The organism is Aurantibacter sp., from assembly GCF_042094015.1.
Lineage (GTDB): Bacteria > Bacteroidota > Bacteroidia > Flavobacteriales > Flavobacteriaceae > Aurantibacter.
The window spans coordinates 1-16,850 of the sequence record NZ_JBELDZ010000054.1; the positions used below are offsets into that span (position 1 = coordinate 1).

A 16,850-nucleotide genomic window follows, 5' to 3' on the forward strand; every position below is an offset into this window, starting at 1 on the left:
ATATCTACAGAAGAGTATGCTCTAGCTAAACCGTTATTGAATACTATAATTTTACCACCATCTATAAAGCTGTCATCTATCCAATGGGGGAAATGTTGACCAAATAATTTTTGATCTAAAGCAGTACCTTTATTGTAAGCTATTGTGTTACCCCATCTAAAAAGAAAATCACCGCCTTTACCATAAGTTCCTCCAGAGTGACTTCCAGATTCTGCTATTGTAGTAGAATGATCTATTATATAAATTTCACTCATTTTTCTAGAACTAAGAATAATTTGATCCAAACTACTGTTATACTGAATAGAATTGATATGTAACCAATTTGCTACTGGAGAATCCCCATTTAAAAAATTAACATTTAATAATTCTGGATGATCAGTTACAACACCAAAGTTATTTTTAGTCACATCAAAGTCTTGAATTAAATGATCTTTTATATTCCATTCCCATACTATATTTGCACCATTTGCGCCAACTGGTTCTAACTCTAAAATTTGTTCATTAAACAACTTCGAGTCGGTTAAAAGTGAGGGGTCTCTACCTTCTGTTATAGCCTCAGCCGCTGTCATAGTTGTAACCGCTAACATTAAAATATTACCATTTGGTAAAGGATAAACATCATGATGTTGACTAATTAAATTTGAAGAATAATTATAAGACCATAGTAAATTGTTATCCCAGTCAAATAATTCTAGTTTACCTCCAACACCACCAAAAGTGATTTCTGTATTAGCTACTTTTCCGGTTCTAAGTAAATTTCCGTTTTCCAATAAATAAACTGAAGCCGCAGGTGTACCAGTAGATGTCCATTTATTAACAAGTTCTCCACAGTTATTAATTAAATAAGTATGTGTTGAATTATTAGGTGCAAACAGTGTATAACCATGGTAAGCAGCATCGGTATTATTTATTATTCCTACAGTATTTTGTGCATTAATAAAATGGATCGTAAATAAAAAATAAAATATAAATAAGTAATTGTATTTCATACTGTAAAGATAAAAAAAAAAAGTCATCTCAAAAATTGAGATGACTTTTATAAGTGTTAATTTATTAATATTAGTTACAAGCTACACCAGTACCATTTGTAATAATTCCATCAGCTGGAATTGGTCCATCAGCATATACCGTACCATCAGGTGCTGTTAAAACATAAGTGTTTTCAACATCCCATCCTGGAGGTCCACCAGCACCGTCACCTGCGTGATAATAAAATTCGAAGTCAAAACCTTCATAAATCGCAATCTCATATTCCTGAGTTTCAACTATGTATCCGAAAACACCATCTAAATCTTCATTTAAATATTGAGTTTCTGTCCCACCATTATCAAGAGAAATATAAGCACCTGACCATCCGTCACCGTAATCATCAGTCATAGATAAAGTCCAAGTACAAAAGCTTAAATCAGCTATTGATACTCTTACAATATAAGGTTTAGGAGTTAAAATTGTTCTTATACCAGCAGCAGATATTTTTAAAACCACCTCTTCAGTACCTTCAGTTTTATCAAAATCAAATAATGCTTGTACTGGGATATCAAAACTAGTAGCAAAAGCTGGTACTGTTATCTCAAAACCTTCACCAGGCACTCCTGTATCAGCATCAGTATCTTGATCTCCAGCAATTAAGTCATCTGTAGATCTTGTAGAATTTACTACTTCTATTTTAAATTGTGCAACTTTATTTATTGGTTGATCAATTGTAAATGGAATTGTAGCCATTTCTCCTTCTGTTAAATCTAAACTTGTAACAGTAGTTGTTGCAGTAGGCTTCTCAGTCCTATTGTCCATACCAGCTACATCATCTTCAGAACAACTATTAATTAGAATAGAACCTAATAATAGAAAAGCTCCTATTTTTATTTTATTTATTTTCATAATAATAAGTTTAATTAGTTAGGTGTATATGTTGCAGCAGGTAATTCAAACCAAATACCTGAAGCTACATCATCTCCATTATAAATTTTTAAATACTCAAATGTGATAGCTCCTGTTACTTCATCTACAACCGCAGGTGCATCAATTAGAGTTGCTGCAACCCATCCAGTAGCTTTAACTTCACCACAAACATTTGTGAAATCCATATATGCTGGTGCTCCACCTCCTCCACCAAACGCAAGGTATGGCATAGACTCAATTCTGTATGTGTTAGGTGCTAATTCTGTTATTACAGTATTAGGTGCAGTACTTGAAGTAACCGCAGGGCTTGTATAGCTCCCAGCATGATCAGATTGACATCCAACAAAGGTAATAGAGAATGTATTATTAGCAGAAGATACAACTGTATTATTTGAATCAGTAGTAGTTAACCTTAAAATTAACTCAGTTGGAGTATCAGGATCTAATCCTCCAGTATTAATTTGTAAAGGTAGTATACCATATCTATAACCTTCTTGCATTGTAAAAGAACTACCAAGTAAAGAAAATTCATTTCCTTCAATTGCTGTAGATGCTGGATCAACTGTATAAGAAACAGTAACATCACTTGGTAATTCTATACCAGAATTACCTCCTAAAAGATTTACAGCTACATCAACATTAACTGCTCCAATATCTGAGAAATAACTTTCTAATGTACTAGATTTTTCAAATCCGACAATGTATGCACTAGCTTCAAAACCAGTTTCTGCTTCGTCATCTACTATACATGATACACTTAAAAGTGGCAGTATAGCTAACAATAATAATTTACTTAAATTTTTCATGTTTTTTTTTTTTTAGTTAACATCCCAGAACAACTTCGTTCCAAAAGCATCAGACTGTGCTTGTGTTGGCACATTTGCTGAATTAGTTGAATACTCAGAAGAAGGATATAATAATCTGTTTGGTCTAGTAGGAGATTCTGCAATGATAGATACTGGTACATCTGGAAATCCAGTTCTAGTATACTCAATCCAGCTTTCTATTGCATTATATGGACTTAAAGCAATCCATTTTTGAGTCATAATTGCTTCAACCTTATCAGCAGAACCAGTCCAACCTAAAAGGTTAGTGTTTGCAGAAGCAGTAATATATGCATCTGCACTACCAGCAATACCTAAATTATTAAAAGAGGCTCTTATACCATCTTCAAATAATGTTTGAGCATCACCACTGATTACACCTAAAAAGGCAGCCTCTGACTGAATAAATAAAGCTTCAGCAGCAGTCATTAAATAACTAACTTGTTCAGATCCTAATAATACACCAGGTCCTAATTCAGATAATTCTACAGGAGCAGTTGTATTATCAGCACCTTGTTGCACTCCAGTTACATTTCCTGCATCAGGACCTTGAGTTACTGGCTCATAAAGTCTTAATAATCGTGCATCAAAAATACCTGTAGTAGTTCCATCTTCTGTAGTGTTACCTTTTAAGAATTCAGCAGAATAATCTGAAGGCACAATAAAGTCATTATCAAATGTATCTTCACCAGCTGAATCTTGTCCGTAATTTGCAAAAAATGGATTTTGTTTTCCTGCAGCATTTTCATAAACAGGATCTATTGTTGCATCTGAACTTAAGAAATTTTCATCTAAATTCGCAACCTCTGTATTATAAAAAGTAGTAAAATCAGCATCAACATTACTATCAGCAAAATCTTTAACTCTTAATAACATCTTTAGTTTTAAAGTGTTAGCAAATTGTGTCCACATAGACATATCTCCGTTAAAGATTACATCTTCTGCACCAACAACATCAGTTGATGTAGCCATAGTTTCTAAAGCTGTATTTACATCTGTAATTAAACCCATATAGATGTCTTTTTGATCATCATATGCAGGAGTTAAAAATTCTCCAAACTGTAATGCTTGAGAATAAGGTACATCTCCATATAAATCTACAGCATATTGTAAATAATATGACTTTAAGATTCTAGCAATTGCTTTATGGTTAGAGAAACCTGGTTTATCTGAAGATATAATCACCTGATAAGTACCTGAGTTTCTAAATAAACCATTAAAAGCGCCAGTGTAAAAGTTTTGAGTTATGTTTAAACGGAATTCATCTTGAAAACCACCAGTAACATTATTTACATCACCAGCCCAATGATTCATCATTATGTTTCCAAGTTCATTTATTGTAACTTCAAACGTAGGTCTTGGTGTAACTATTGCACCTGCTAAAAGTAAGTCAGGTGTAATGTTTTCGCTAGTAGCATCTACTTCTGTGTTATTGATATCAAGTGCATTCTCACAAGAAGAAAAACTTAATCCAATAACAGCAGCTACTAATATTTTGCTTATATATTTTTTCATAATTATATTTTATTTGTTTTAGAATGTTAAATTTAAACCTAAACCAAAAGTTTTAGTAGCAGGGTAGTTACCCGCTTGAGTTGTAATACCTGCAGCATTTCCACTTGTAAATCCAGCTTCAGGGTCATTATAACCTCTGTTTTCTGCTGGTAAAATAGTAAATGGATTTCTTGCTGTAGCACTAAGACTTAAACCTTTTATGAATGAGTTTTTTAGTAATTCATCACTAAAATCATATCTTAAAGATAATTCTCTTACTTTAAATGCTGTAGCATCTAAAATATGGTTTTCTCCAACATTTCTGTAGTTATTAAACCAGTTAATATAAGAACCAGCTGTAGTTCCTCCAGAAGGAGTACTTGTGTTTGCAATATACGTACCTGGATTAGTTGGGTCTTCAATAGCTGAGTTTGGTAATATAAAAGCACCACGTCCACCTTGAGCAGTTTCAACAGCATGACCAGACCAAGTTAAGTTAGATTTTGTGTCAGAATAGAAAACATGTCCTGTTCTGTAATCCATTGTTGCTTGTAAAGTCCAGTTTTTATATCTAAACTTAGTATTTAAGTTAAGAATATGTTTTGGTGTAGTTCTACCTGCAACTTTTAAGCCAGCAGCTTCAACTGGAAGTCCTGTAGGGCTAACAATTACTCTTCCTAAATCATCTCTTTCATAATAGTTAGTTTGGATTACTGGGAAGTTTTCTCCTTCAATTGCAAATACTTCAGCAAAACCTGTAAATCCACCTAAAGTTACTTCTGTTGCTTGATCAGAAACTTTTACAACTTCATTTTCAGAAGTATAGTATCCAAGGTTAACATCTAAGTTTATCTTATCTGTTTTAATTACCTTAATTCCTAAATCAATTTCGTATGCAATACCTTTAGTTTCACCAACGTTAATTGTAGCTCTAGATAATCCTGATGCAGCAGATGCTCCAACAGAAGTAATTTGATCTGTAGTATTAAAAGATTGGAAACTACCATCTAAAGTTACACGGTCTTTAAACATACCTAAATTCATTCCAAATTCAAAAGAAGTTGTAAATTCAGGAGTTAACAAAGGATCTGTTATTGTTTGATCTGCAATAAAAGAGTTTTGTCCTCCTAAAGGAAATCTAGGTGCTTGATTAACTAATGGTGTAATTTGATAAGCTCCAATACCTCCATCATTACCAACTTTTACATAAGCAGCAGTAAATTTAAGGGCATTTAAAGTATTAGACTTTAAGCTTGGAAAAGCTTTAGTTGCAATAAATGAACTACTAACACTTGGGTAAAAGAAACTATTGTTAGAAGGGTCTAAAGTTGAAGACCAGTCATTTCTACCAGTAACAGTTAAATATAAGAAATCTTTATATCCTAAATCTATGTTAGCAAAAACACCAATTCTAGAATTTGATCTTCTATCATCATCTGTCAATGCATCAGAGAATCCATTGTTTAGGTTAGATGAATTAAAAATACCAGGTATTGTTAAATCCTCTCCTCCAACAGAAGTAAAACTACTTTTGTTATACTGATTGTTTGCACCTACTAAAGCGTTAAATGAAATATCATCAGTTAACATATAGTCAAAATTTAAGAATAAATCTGTGTAATATTGACTTGATCTTGAATTGTTAAATTGGAAATTTGACACTAAAGTTCTATTTGCACCAGTATTATTTACAATTTCGTCAGGCTCATCATATCCATTTTGATAAGATAATCCATTTCCTTCATTAATTCTTGCACTTGTAACAATTTTTGCAGAAATATGATCATTAAATTTAAAACCTAAATCAAAATTCATTGCAACATTGTTACTTTGACTTACTGCTCTTTGGTTATCTCTGTTCCAATATGGATTAGTAAAGTATGCATTCCAGTGTCCTTCATTTCCTGAATTCTCAAATGCAGTTATTGGAACGTTACCTGGAGTTTGTAATAATTGTGTGTATAAGTCACCATTATGCCTATCTGCAGTGGTATTTGTATATATTACGTTAGATCCAAGTGTCCATTTACCTAAAGTTTTACCTGCACCTACAGTGAAAGTATTTCTTTTTCTAGTGTCATTTTTGATAACAAATTCTGTATCAACATTTCTAGCACTAAAGTTAATATACCCATCACTATCTCCAGCTGATATAGAAACTGAGTTTTGTTTAGTTATACCTGTACTAAAGAATTCTTTAATATGGTCGCTTCCTCTTGAAGAGTAAGGTGCCATAATAAAAGTTCCATCAGCTTGAGGTAAACCAACAGGTACCATTTGCCCATCATATTCTGGACCCCAACCACCATTTTCATAAACTATGTTTTCAAAGCCATTACCTAAATCCCAACCTTGACCATATCTAGTCTGTCTTTCCGGCACGTAATCAACAACCTCTAAATCAAGTGAACTGTTAAACTTCACACTAGCTTTAGATCCGTCTCCTGAACCTTTTTTTGTAGTTACAATAATTGCACCATTTGATCCTTGAGAACCATATAATGCAGAACCAGCAGCTCCTTTAATTACGTTTACGTTTTCAATTACATTAGGATCTAAAGAGTTTAATATTGTTGTACTTGTACCATAAGCTACACCATCAATTACAATAAGAGCTTCATTACTCCCAGAAATTGAACGGTTACCTCTTAATACAATTCTGTTATCACCATCAACACCATTACTAGTTTGTGTAATTTGTAAACCTGATACCTTACCAGATAAACTATTAACAATGTTTGGGTTGTTAGCTTTAACTAAATCCTCAGTACCTACTTCTTGGTAAGCAGTAGTTACTTCGTCTTTTTTTCTTTTGATACCAAAAGCAGTTACAACAACTTCCTCTAATTGAGAATCTAATTGTAAAGTAACACTTATTGTGTTTTCTGCCCCAACAGCAACTTCTTGATCAGCATAACCAACATAGCTAAATACTAATACATCACCTGTGTTTGCTGTAATTGAATAATTACCATCAAAATCTGTTGATGTTCCATTTGCAGTTCCTTTTACTAAAACTGTTGCTGTTGGTAACGGCAAACTGTTTTCGTCGGAAACAACTCCTGAAATTGTTTTTTCTTGTGCGAACGTTAGTTGCACAACAAACGCTAGAAATAGCGTTAAAATTCCACTAAACTTTGTTTTCATTTTATTTTTTATTTGAATTAGTCTAGGTCAAAAATCATAATAAAAAGTTAATTAAACAATAAATATGGGTTAAATTTTCTTTTTATTTTTAAAAAGCAGCTGTTTTTAGGGGTTTGTGCTTAGAAAAATGTTTTTAAACTGATATGTATTTTTGCATTCGAAAATTTTAATTTGGTATTTTCTGTTTTACCAGTGGCTATTATTAAATTTAGTAGTCCGCTTTTTGTTTTGGTTTCTATCCCTAGACCTAAGCTTATTAGTTTTTCTTTTTGATCTAAATTTATATTCTCGAAGTATGCAAAATCAGTTATTGTATTTATGCTTATAGAATTATTTAATGTATGTATATATTCTATATTGATTGTATTAAAAGTATTTGCTTCTATTTTGTTTTCATCAAAACCTCTTATGGTGTTTATTCCTCCAAAGCGATATAACTCGTTTTGTATTAAATCTTTGCTAAAGAGTTTTTTGTTTGTATTTTTTATGTGGAAATAGTTTTTTTGATTTAGAGTTATTAGTTTTGATGCAATTATTTCAAAACTCACTTGATTTGTGTTCTTGCTAGTTGTTTTTCGTGAACCGTAGTTGCTTTTAATATTTAAGTAAAATACGTCTTTTTTATTTTGGTCTTTTGTGTTGGTTTTTTTGAATTCATAGTTTAGAAATGCACTATTGGTTGTGTAATCTATTAAGTTGTTATCTATGTTGTTTTTTGTTACTTTTGAATTCACACTTTCTATTCCTATCCCTATTTTGCTTCTATTTCCAATTTTTTTAAAAAACTCTTCTGATATATTTGTTGTAGTAAACGTGCTGTCTTTTGAAAAAATATTTAAACTAGATTTTGAGCTAATTGCTGTTTTAAGGATATAGGGTATGTTTAGTTGTATATTTATTAAACGCTGCTTATTTTCGTCACTCCTGTAATTGAGAGATATTTCCTCCCCTTTATTGAAATTATTTAGTAAGTTAAGGCTTAGGTAGCCTGTGAAATCTAATTTACCATTATTTTCATCTGTATTGAAACCTATAACGCCATCAAAGCTGTTTCTTTTTTCTTTGTCGATATACATATATATAATCGTGCTATCTTTTTTAAAAAGTAATTCTGGTGTTTTGGATTCTTTAGCAAATTTTAGTGTATTTAATTTTGATGATTGTTTCTTTATTGTGTTTAAATTAATAATTTGATTTGTTCTTAAGTCTAAATGCCTGCGTATAAATTTTCTTGGGAATTTCTCATACCCTTTAATAATAATTTTATCAGTTTTTCTTTTCTCTCCTAATTCTATAAGAAGCTCAGCTGTTAATACGAAGTCACTTTTTTTTATGTTAATCAATTTAATTTCAAAAAACATGTTCCCTTTTTCTTTTATTTTTTCACCAATATCTAGAAGTAAAATCTCTAAATCTTCTGTGTTTATGCTTACTTTATTCTTTTTATTAATTTTAATTTTTTTTGGGATATATATAATGTCTTCTATGTTTAATTTAATTTCAATTGTTTTTAGTTTGTTGTTGAATTTTATAACGTATTCTTTTTGAGGAGTTAGTGTGTCGTTTTTTTTGATTTCGAAATCAAAATAGCCTAGCTGTTTTATTTTTTTTACAACTGCTCTGTAGGTGAAGTCTTTTTTGTGGTTTAATTCTTTAGTTATGTTGTTTGCTAGATTTTGGTTTATACTGTCTATAGGTTTTATTTTTATTTTAGAGCCCTGAGATAGGCAAGGCCAAGTAAGAATTAAACTCAAAAGAATTATGAATGTTTTTAGTTTTGCCAATTTGTAACGCTTTTTTAGTAGTGTAAACTTAATGTAAAATCTAATAAATTGCTTGTTTGTTAGGTGTTTTCTGTGGTTGAATTTAAAATTAATGAATTATGGTTTGAAGTATGGAAATTAATCACTACATTTGCAGTCCTCTAAGAAGAGGATAAGCTAAATTATATTATTAATATGCCAACAATTTCACAATTAGTACGAAAAGGAAGAGCCAAAATAACCAAGAAGAGTAAATCGGCTGCTTTAGATTCGTGTCCACAAAGACGTGGTGTGTGTACTCGTGTTTACACAACGACACCTAAAAAACCAAACTCAGCAATGCGTAAGGTGGCAAGGGTTCGTTTAACGAACGGTAACGAAGTAAATGCATACATCGGTGGTGAGGGACACAATTTACAAGAGCACTCGATAGTATTGGTTAGAGGTGGAAGGGTAAAGGATTTGCCAGGAGTTAGATATCATGTTGTTCGTGGTGCTTTGGATACCGCAGGTGTCGAAGGAAGAACACAACGTAGATCTAAGTATGGTGCAAAACGCCCTAAAAAGTAATTTTAAAAACTTTAAGAAGAAGACATGAGAAAAAGAGCAGCGAAAAAAAGACCGCTTTTGCCAGATCCTCGTTTTAACGACCAGTTAGTAACTCGTTTTGTTAATATGATGATGTGGGATGGTAAGAAGTCAGTAGCTTTTAAGGTGTTTTATGATGCAATTGACATCGTAGAATCAAAGAAAACAGATGAAGAGAAGACAGGATTAGAGGTGTGGAAAGATGCTTTAACTAATGTTATGCCTCACGTAGAAGTGCGTAGTCGTAGAGTTGGTGGAGCAACGTTTCAAATCCCTAACCCAATTCGTGCAGATAGAAAAATTTCTACAGCAATGAAATGGTTAATTAGTTTTTCAAGAAAACGTAACGAGAAGTCAATGGCTCAACGTTTAGCATCAGAAGTTTTAGCAGCAGCTAAAGAAGAAGGTGCAGCAGTTAAGAAAAGAGTAGATACTCATAAAATGGCTGAAGCGAATAAAGCATTTTCACACTTTAGATTTTAATTGAAATGGCTAGAGATTTAAAATTCACAAGAAATATTGGGATTGCAGCTCATATTGATGCAGGTAAAACTACAACAACAGAGCGCGTTCTTTATTATACAGGGGTTTCACATAAAATTGGTGAAGTGCATGATGGTGCTGCAACAATGGACTGGATGGCGCAAGAGCAAGAAAGAGGTATTACTATTACTTCTGCTGCTACAACGTGTACTTGGAAATTCCCATTAGAAAACGGAGAGGCTGTGCCGGAAACTAAAGGGTATCATTTTAATATTATTGATACTCCTGGTCACGTAGATTTTACTGTAGAGGTAAATAGATCTTTACGTGTGTTAGATGGTTTAGTGTTCTTATTTAGTGCAGTTGATGGTGTTGAGCCTCAATCTGAAACTAACTGGAGGCTTGCAGATAACTATAAAGTGCCAAGAATTGGTTTTGTTAACAAAATGGACCGTCAAGGGTCAGACTTTTTAGGTGTTTGTCAGCAGGTAAAAGATATGTTAAAGTCTAACGCGGTGCCAATCGTTTTAAATATTGGAGACGAAGAAGATTTTAAAGGTATTATTGATTTAGTAAAAAACCGTGCTATTGTATGGCATGATGAAACTCAAGGTGCAACTTTTGATGTGATTGAGATTCCTGAAGATATGAAAGAAGAAGCTCGTAAGTATAGGGCTTTATTAATAGAAGAAGTAGCTGGATATGATGAGAATCTTTTAGAGAAATTCATGGAAGATGAAGACTCTATTACAGAAGATGAAGTTCATGTTGCTTTAAGAGCTGCGGTTATGGATATGGCTATCATACCTATGATTTGTGGTTCTGCATTTAAGAATAAAGGTGTTCAATTCTTATTAGATGCTGTTTGTCGTTACTTACCTTCACCGGTAGATAAGGAAGGTATTATTGGGACAGATCCTGATTCTGGTGCAGAGATTTTGCGCAAACCAGATGTAAAGGAGCCTTTTGCTGCTTTAGCATTTAAAATTGCTACAGATCCTTTTGTTGGTCGATTAGCATTCTTTAGAGCATATTCTGGGCGCTTAGATGCAGGTTCTTACGTGTTAAATAACCGTTCTGGTAAAAAAGAACGTATTTCTCGTATTTACCAAATGCATGCAAATAAGCAAAATGCAATTGATTTTATAGAAGCTGGAGATATTGGAGCTGCTGTTGGATTTAAATCTATTAAAACAGGAGATACACTTTCTTCTCAAGAACATCCTATTATTTTAGAATCTATGGACTTTCCAGATCCAGTAATTGGAATCGCGGTTGAGCCTAAAACTAAAGCAGATGTTGATAAATTAGGAATGGGATTAGCTAAGCTAGCTGAAGAGGATCCTACTTTTACAGTACGTTCAGACGATGCTTCAGGGCAGACTATTATTTCAGGAATGGGTGAGCTTCACCTTGATGTAATTGTAGATCGTTTAAAGCGTGAATTTAATGTGGAAGTTAACCAAGGTCAGCCACAAGTTGAATATAAAGAAGCTATTACTGCATCTGCAGACCATAGAGAGGTTTATAAGAAACAATCTGGTGGACGTGGTAAATTTGCAGATATTGTATTTACTGTAGAGCCTGCAGAAGAAGGTGCTATTGGATTACAATTTGAGTCTGTTATTAAAGGTGGTAATGTTCCTAAAGAATTTATACCTTCTATTGAGAAAGGTTTTAAAGCAGCCATGGTAAATGGTCCTTTAGCTGGTTTCGAAGTAGATGCTATGAAGGTTACTCTAAGAGATGGATCTTATCACGATGTGGATTCGGATCAATTATCTTTCGAATTAGCTGCTAAATTAGGATTTAAAAATATTGCTAAAGCTGCTAAAGCGGTGATTATGGAACCAATTATGAAACTTGAAGTTATTACTCCAGAAGAAAACATGGGTGATATTGTTGGTGACTTAAACCGACGTCGTGGTCAAGTAAGTGATATGGGAGATAGAGCTGGTGCCAAAACTGTTAAAGCTACAGTACCATTATCAGAAATGTTTGGATATGTTACAACATTAAGAACATTATCTTCTGGTAGAGCAACATCAACAATGGAATTTTCACACTATGCTGAAACACCTTCAAATGTATCTGAAGAGGTTATAAAAGCTGCTAAAGGAGAACAATCTTAAAAGTTAAGAACATGAGTCAAAAAATAAGAATTAAATTAAAGTCTTACGATCATAGCTTAGTAGACAAGTCTGCTGATAAGATTGTAAAAACAGTAAAAAGTACTGGTGCTGTAGTAACGGGTCCAATTCCATTACCAACTCACAAGAAAATTTTTACAGTATTACGTTCACCTCACGTAAATAAGAAGTCTAGAGAACAATTTCAACTAAGCTCTTATAAGCGCTTATTAGATATTTATTCTTCATCTTCTAAAACAATTGATGCTTTAATGAAACTTGAATTACCAAGTGGAGTTGAAGTTGAGATTAAAGTTTAAGTAATACACAACATGTCCTAAGCTGCGTGCGAAGGAAAAACGGTTAAAATACAATTCAAGGCTGAAACGTATTTTTCAGCCTTGAATTTTTTAAATTAATAATAAATAAATAATAATTATGTCTGGGTTAATTGGAAAAAAAATCGGTATGACCAGCATTTTCGACGAAAATGGAAAAAACATTCCATGTACAGTAATCGAAGCTGGACCATGCGTTGTTACCCAAGTCAGAACTGAAGAAGTAGATGGTTATTCTGCACTTCAATTAGGTTTCGATGACAGGACTGAAAAAAGCGCTACAAAAGCTGACTTAGGTCACGCTAAAAAAGCGGGTACGTCTGTTAAAAGAAAATTAGTTGAATTTCAAGGTTTTGATGAGGAGTACAAATTAGGAGATACTTTAACAGTAGAACACTTCTTAGAAGGAGAGTTTGTTGATGTTGCAGGTACTTCAAAAGGAAAAGGGTTTCAAGGGGTTGTAAAACGTCATGGATTCGGTGGTGTAGGTCAAGCTACTCACGGTCAACACAATCGTTTAAGAGCGCCAGGATCTATTGGAGCAGCATCTTATCCTGCAAGAGTTTTCAAAGGTATGAAAATGGCCGGAAGAATGGGTGGAGACACAGTAAAAGTTCAAAATTTAAAAGTGTTAAAAGTAGTTTCTGATAAGAATTTACTTGTGGTTAAAGGATGTGTTCCTGGTCATAAAAACGCTTACGTAATTATCAAGAAATAATGAAAGTAGCAGTTTTAGATATTAACGGAAAAGAAACAGGTAGAAAGGCAGACCTTTCTAATACTGTTTTCGGGATAGAACCAAATAATCATGCTGTTTACTTAGATGTAAAGCAATATTTAGCAAATCAAAGACAAGGTACGCATAAGTCAAAAGAAAGAGCTGAAATAGTAGGTAGTACCCGTAAAATTAAAAAGCAGAAAGGTACTGGTACAGCTCGTGCAGGTAGTATTAAGTCTGGAGTTTTTAGAGGTGGAGGACGTATGTTCGGACCGAGACCTAGGAATTATGCTTTTAAATTGAATAAGCAATTAAAAAGATTAGCTCGTAAATCTGCCTTTAGTATTAAAGCAAAAGAAAATTCTATAGTAGTTTTAGAGGATTTCAATTTTGAGTCTCCTAAAACTAAAAACTTTGCTGCAGTACTAAATGCCTTAGACTTACAGAACAAAAAATCTCTATTTGTCTTGGGTGCTTCAAATAAAAATGTATATTTGTCTTCTCGTAATATACAAGGTTCTGATGTTGTAATGAACTCAGAATTAAGTACTTACGAAATAATGAAGGCAAAGCAAGTTGTTCTTTTAGAGAGCTCTTTAGAAGAAATTGTAACGAATTTAAGTAAATAAGAAAGCGATGAGTATCTTAATTAAACCTATTATCACAGAAAAAGCAACAGCAAACAGTGAATTAAACAACTGTTTTAGCTTCTTCGTGAAAACAAAGGCGAACAAGGTAGAAATTAAAAAAGCAGTTGAAGCTGCTTATGGCGTTTCTGTTGAAAAAGTTCGTACTATAAATGTCCGTCCAAATAGAAAAACTAAGTTTACAAAAACTGGTATTCAACATGGTAAAACAAATGCTCTTAAGAAAGCAGTTGTACAATTGGCGGAAGGTGAATCGATTGATTTATACACTAACATGTAATTTAAAGACAAATGTCAGTAAGAAAATTAAAACCAATCACACCAGGACAGCGATTTAGAGTTGTAAATGGATTTGACGCCATTACAACTGATAAGCCGGAGAAGAGTTTATTAGCTCCGAAAAAACGTTCAGGTGGTAGAAACAGTCAAGGACGTATGACAATGCGCTACAAAGGTGGCGGTCATAAACGTCGTTATCGTATTATGGACTTCAAGAGAACTAAGGATGGAATTCCTGCTCAGGTTGCATCTATTCAATATGATCCAAACAGAACAGCATTTATTGCGTTGTTGAATTACCAAGATGGTGAAAAAACATACGTGATTGCTCAAAATGGTTTACATGTAGGTCAAACTTTATTATCGGGTGATAATGTGTCTCCAGAAATTGGAAATACAATGTCATTAGCTAATATACCTTTGGGTACTATTATTTCATGTGTAGAATTACGTCCAGGTCAAGGGGCTGTTATGGCTCGTAGCGCTGGTGCATTTGCTCAGTTAATGGCACGTGACGGTAAGTTTGCTACAATTAAGTTGCCTTCTGGTGAAACTAGATTAATATTAATTACTTGTAGAGCTACTATTGGAGCGGTATCTAATTCAGATCATCAATTACTTGTTTCAGGTAAAGCTGGTAGGTCTCGTTGGTTAGGTCGTCGTCCAAGAACTAGACCAGTAGTAATGAATCCTGTTGATCATCCAATGGGAGGTGGAGAAGGTAAATCTTCTGGAGGTCACCCTCGTTCAAGAAACGGTATACCTGCTAAAGGGTTTAGAACTCGTTCAAAGACTAAAGCAAGTAATAAGTACATTGTAGAACGTAGAAAGAAATAATAAGATATGGCAAGATCATTAAAAAAAGGACCTTACGTTCATTATAAATTAGAGAAAAAAGTTGCTGCTAATGTTGAGGCTAATAAGAAGACTGTTATAAAAACATGGTCTAGAGCTTCGATGATTACACCTGACTTTGTAGGACAAACTATTGCAGTACATAATGGCCGTCAGTTTGTGCCGGTTTATGTTACTGAAAATATGGTAGGTCATAAATTAGGAGAATTTTCACCAACAAGATCTTTTAGAGGTCATATCGGTGCAAAAAATAAAGGAAAAAAATAATAAGCTATGGGAAGTCGTAAAAAACAAATGGCAGACGCTATTAAGGAACGTAACAAAACTGTTGCTTTCGCAAAACTTAATAACTGTCCTACGTCACCGAGAAAAATGCGTTTAGTAGCCGATTTAGTAAGAGGTGAAAAGGTAGAAAAGGCGCTTAATATTTTAAAGTTTAGTTCAAAGGAGGCTTCTAATCGTTTAGAGACATTGTTATTGTCTGCGGTTGCTAACTGGCAAGCTAAAAATGAAGAGGCTGATGTAGAAGAAGCTGAATTATTTGTACAAGAGATTAGAGTAGATGGAGGGGCAATGCTTAAAAGATTGCGTCCAGCACCTCAAGGTCGTGCACATAGAATAAGAAAACGTTCAAACCACGTAACAATCGTAGTTGGAGCTAATAATAAAACACAAAGCTAGATAGAGATATGGGACAAAAAACAAATCCAATCGGAAATCGTTTAGGAATTATCAGAGGATGGGAATCTAACTGGTATGGTGGAAACGATTATGGTGATAAACTTGCCGAAGACGATAAGATTAGAAAATACGTTCACGCGCGTTTATCTAAAGCTAGTGTAAGTAGAGTAATAATTGAGAGAACTTTAAAACTTGTAACCGTTACTATCACTACTGCAAGACCTGGTATTATTATCGGGAAAGGTGGTCAAGAGGTAGACAAGTTAAAAGAAGAACTTAAGAAGATTACAGGTAAAGAAGTTCAGATTAATATCTTTGAGATTAAAAGACCTGAATTAGATGCTTTTTTAGTAGGAACAAGCATTGCTCGTCAAATTGAAAATAGAATTTCATATAGACGTGCAATCAAGATGGCTATTGCTGCTACAATGAGAATGAATGCTGAAGGGATTAAAATCCAGATTAGTGGTCGTTTAAATGGAGCTGAAATGGCACGTTCTGAACATTACAAAGAAGGACGTATCCCTTTATCTACTTTTAGAGCCGATATTGATTATGCTTTAGTTGAGGCACACACTACTTATGGTAGATTAGGTGTTAAAGTATGGATTATGAAAGGTGAAGTATATGGTAAAAGAGAACTTTCTCCATTGGTAGGTTTGTCTACTAAGAAACAAGGAAAAGGTGGACGTCAAGGCGGTAAGTCACAGCCACGTCGTAGAAAGTAATTTTTTTAAAGAAAAGAACAAATGTTACAGCCTAAAAGAACAAAATTTAGAAAAATGCAAAAAGGACGTATGAAAGGGAACTCTGGTAGAGGTCACTTACTTTCAAACGGAACTTTTGGAATAAAATCATTAGATTCTAACTTTTTAACATCACGTCAAATTGAAGCTGCTCGTATTGCTGCTACTCGTCATATGAAAAGAGAAGGTCAACTTTGGATTAAAATATTTCCAGACAAGCCTATTACAAAGAAACCTCTTGAAGTACGTATGGGTAAAG

General features: G+C 33.5%; 18 protein-coding genes. 12 read left to right on the forward strand and 6 right to left on the reverse strand.

The window, feature by feature from the left end:
* The 6 genes from ACFDSN_RS08585 to ACFDSN_RS08610 form a co-directional block, all read right to left on the reverse strand.
* Positions 1-989, reverse strand: a 989-nt coding sequence (locus ACFDSN_RS08585) for an aryl-sulfate sulfotransferase (protein ID WP_375239437.1), incomplete at its 3' end; no start/stop codon positions are given.
* Positions 990-1,059: 70 nt separating this feature from the next.
* Positions 1,060-1,878, reverse strand: a complete 819-nt coding sequence (locus ACFDSN_RS08590; protein ID WP_375239438.1) for a hypothetical protein — start codon at positions 1,876-1,878, stop codon at positions 1,060-1,062.
* A gap of 14 nt (positions 1,879-1,892) precedes the next feature.
* A complete protein-coding gene (locus ACFDSN_RS08595; protein WP_375239439.1) occupies positions 1,893-2,705 on the reverse strand; it encodes a hypothetical protein in 813 nt (270 codons plus the stop codon).
* 12 nt (positions 2,706-2,717) lie between these two features.
* Positions 2,718-4,238, reverse strand: a complete 1,521-nt coding sequence (locus tag ACFDSN_RS08600) for a SusD/RagB family nutrient-binding outer membrane lipoprotein (RefSeq protein ID WP_375239440.1) — start codon at positions 4,236-4,238, stop codon at positions 2,718-2,720.
* Between the two features lie 18 nt (positions 4,239-4,256).
* Positions 4,257-7,364 carry a SusC/RagA family TonB-linked outer membrane protein gene (locus ACFDSN_RS08605; RefSeq protein ID WP_375239441.1) on the reverse strand — a complete coding sequence of 1,036 codons (3,108 nt, stop codon included), beginning with the start codon at positions 7,362-7,364 and terminating at the stop codon, positions 4,257-4,259.
* A 119-nt stretch (positions 7,365-7,483) separates the two neighbouring features.
* Positions 7,484-9,118 carry a hypothetical protein gene (locus tag ACFDSN_RS08610; protein ID WP_375239442.1) on the reverse strand — a complete coding sequence of 545 codons (1,635 nt, stop codon included), beginning with the start codon at positions 9,116-9,118 and terminating at the stop codon, positions 7,484-7,486.
* Positions 9,119-9,322: 204 nt separating this feature from the next.
* Here ACFDSN_RS08610 and rpsL point away from each other — a divergent pair, with 204 nt between their 5' ends.
* From rpsL to rplP, 12 genes are all read left to right on the forward strand, one after another.
* Positions 9,323-9,697: a 30S ribosomal protein S12 gene (rpsL, locus tag ACFDSN_RS08615; protein WP_375239443.1), complete on the forward strand. Its 375-nt coding sequence runs from the start codon at positions 9,323-9,325 to the stop codon at positions 9,695-9,697.
* A 24-nt stretch (positions 9,698-9,721) separates the two neighbouring features.
* Positions 9,722-10,198 (forward strand): 30S ribosomal protein S7, encoded by a 477-nt coding sequence (gene rpsG / locus ACFDSN_RS08620; RefSeq protein ID WP_375239444.1) that lies wholly within the window; start codon positions 9,722-9,724, stop codon positions 10,196-10,198.
* Between the two features lie 5 nt (positions 10,199-10,203).
* Positions 10,204-12,330 carry an elongation factor G gene (fusA, locus tag ACFDSN_RS08625; protein WP_375239445.1) on the forward strand — a complete coding sequence of 709 codons (2,127 nt, stop codon included), beginning with the start codon at positions 10,204-10,206 and terminating at the stop codon, positions 12,328-12,330.
* An 11-nt stretch (positions 12,331-12,341) separates the two neighbouring features.
* On the forward strand, positions 12,342-12,647 hold the full coding sequence (gene rpsJ / locus ACFDSN_RS08630; RefSeq protein WP_106461997.1) for a 30S ribosomal protein S10: 306 nt from the start codon (positions 12,342-12,344) through the stop codon (positions 12,645-12,647).
* Positions 12,648-12,765: 118 nt separating this feature from the next.
* Entirely contained in the window at positions 12,766-13,383 is a 618-nt protein-coding gene (gene rplC / locus ACFDSN_RS08635) for a 50S ribosomal protein L3 (RefSeq protein ID WP_375239446.1), read from the forward strand.
* The gene (rplD, locus tag ACFDSN_RS08640; RefSeq protein WP_375239447.1) at positions 13,383-14,012 is read left to right on the forward strand and encodes a 50S ribosomal protein L4; all 630 of its coding nucleotides are present in this window, start codon (positions 13,383-13,385) and stop codon (positions 14,010-14,012) included. Before rplC ends, rplD begins: the two co-directional genes overlap by 1 nt.
* A 7-nt stretch (positions 14,013-14,019) precedes the next feature.
* Positions 14,020-14,310 carry a 50S ribosomal protein L23 gene (gene rplW, locus ACFDSN_RS08645; protein WP_375239448.1) on the forward strand — a complete coding sequence of 97 codons (291 nt, stop codon included), beginning with the start codon at positions 14,020-14,022 and terminating at the stop codon, positions 14,308-14,310.
* An 11-nt stretch (positions 14,311-14,321) separates the two neighbouring features.
* A complete protein-coding gene (gene rplB, locus ACFDSN_RS08650) occupies positions 14,322-15,146 on the forward strand; it encodes a 50S ribosomal protein L2 (protein WP_375239449.1) in 825 nt (274 codons plus the stop codon).
* Between the two features lie 6 nt (positions 15,147-15,152).
* Positions 15,153-15,431, forward strand: coding sequence for a 30S ribosomal protein S19 (gene rpsS / locus ACFDSN_RS08655; RefSeq protein ID WP_375239450.1), 279 nt, complete (start codon positions 15,153-15,155; stop codon positions 15,429-15,431).
* Positions 15,432-15,437: 6 nt separating this feature from the next.
* Positions 15,438-15,845, forward strand: coding sequence for a 50S ribosomal protein L22 (gene rplV, locus ACFDSN_RS08660; protein WP_375239451.1), 408 nt, complete (start codon positions 15,438-15,440; stop codon positions 15,843-15,845).
* An 8-nt stretch (positions 15,846-15,853) separates the two neighbouring features.
* On the forward strand, positions 15,854-16,573 hold the full coding sequence (gene rpsC, locus ACFDSN_RS08665) for a 30S ribosomal protein S3 (RefSeq protein WP_375239452.1): 720 nt from the start codon (positions 15,854-15,856) through the stop codon (positions 16,571-16,573).
* 21 nt (positions 16,574-16,594) lie between these two features.
* On the forward strand, positions 16,595-16,850 hold a 256-nt coding region (gene rplP, locus ACFDSN_RS08670; RefSeq protein ID WP_375239453.1), incomplete at its 3' end, for a 50S ribosomal protein L16.

Bases quoted from the DNA above. Each gene is read 5' to 3' on its own strand.
- ACFDSN_RS08590 (WP_375239438.1), bottom strand. From the start codon at position 1,878: ATGAAAATAAATAAAATAAAAATAGGAGCTTTTCTATTATTAGGTTCT.
- ACFDSN_RS08595 (WP_375239439.1), bottom strand. From the start codon at position 2,705: ATGAAAAATTTAAGTAAATTATTATTGTTAGCTATACTGCCACTTTTA.
- ACFDSN_RS08600 (WP_375239440.1), bottom strand. From the start codon at position 4,238: ATGAAAAAATATATAAGCAAAATATTAGTAGCTGCTGTTATTGGATTA.
- ACFDSN_RS08605 (WP_375239441.1), bottom strand. From the start codon at position 7,364: ATGAAAACAAAGTTTAGTGGAATTTTAACGCTATTTCTAGCGTTTGTT.
- rpsL (WP_375239443.1), top strand. From the start codon at position 9,323: ATGCCAACAATTTCACAATTAGTACGAAAAGGAAGAGCCAAAATAACC.
- rpsG (WP_375239444.1), top strand. From the start codon at position 9,722: ATGAGAAAAAGAGCAGCGAAAAAAAGACCGCTTTTGCCAGATCCTCGT.
- fusA (WP_375239445.1), top strand. From the start codon at position 10,204: ATGGCTAGAGATTTAAAATTCACAAGAAATATTGGGATTGCAGCTCAT.
- rpsJ (WP_106461997.1), top strand. From the start codon at position 12,342: ATGAGTCAAAAAATAAGAATTAAATTAAAGTCTTACGATCATAGCTTA.
- rplC (WP_375239446.1), top strand. From the start codon at position 12,766: ATGTCTGGGTTAATTGGAAAAAAAATCGGTATGACCAGCATTTTCGAC.
- rplD (WP_375239447.1), top strand. From the start codon at position 13,383: ATGAAAGTAGCAGTTTTAGATATTAACGGAAAAGAAACAGGTAGAAAG.
- rplW (WP_375239448.1), top strand. From the start codon at position 14,020: ATGAGTATCTTAATTAAACCTATTATCACAGAAAAAGCAACAGCAAAC.
- rplB (WP_375239449.1), top strand. From the start codon at position 14,322: ATGTCAGTAAGAAAATTAAAACCAATCACACCAGGACAGCGATTTAGA.
- rpsS (WP_375239450.1), top strand. From the start codon at position 15,153: ATGGCAAGATCATTAAAAAAAGGACCTTACGTTCATTATAAATTAGAG.
- rplV (WP_375239451.1), top strand. From the start codon at position 15,438: ATGGGAAGTCGTAAAAAACAAATGGCAGACGCTATTAAGGAACGTAAC.
- rpsC (WP_375239452.1), top strand. From the start codon at position 15,854: ATGGGACAAAAAACAAATCCAATCGGAAATCGTTTAGGAATTATCAGA.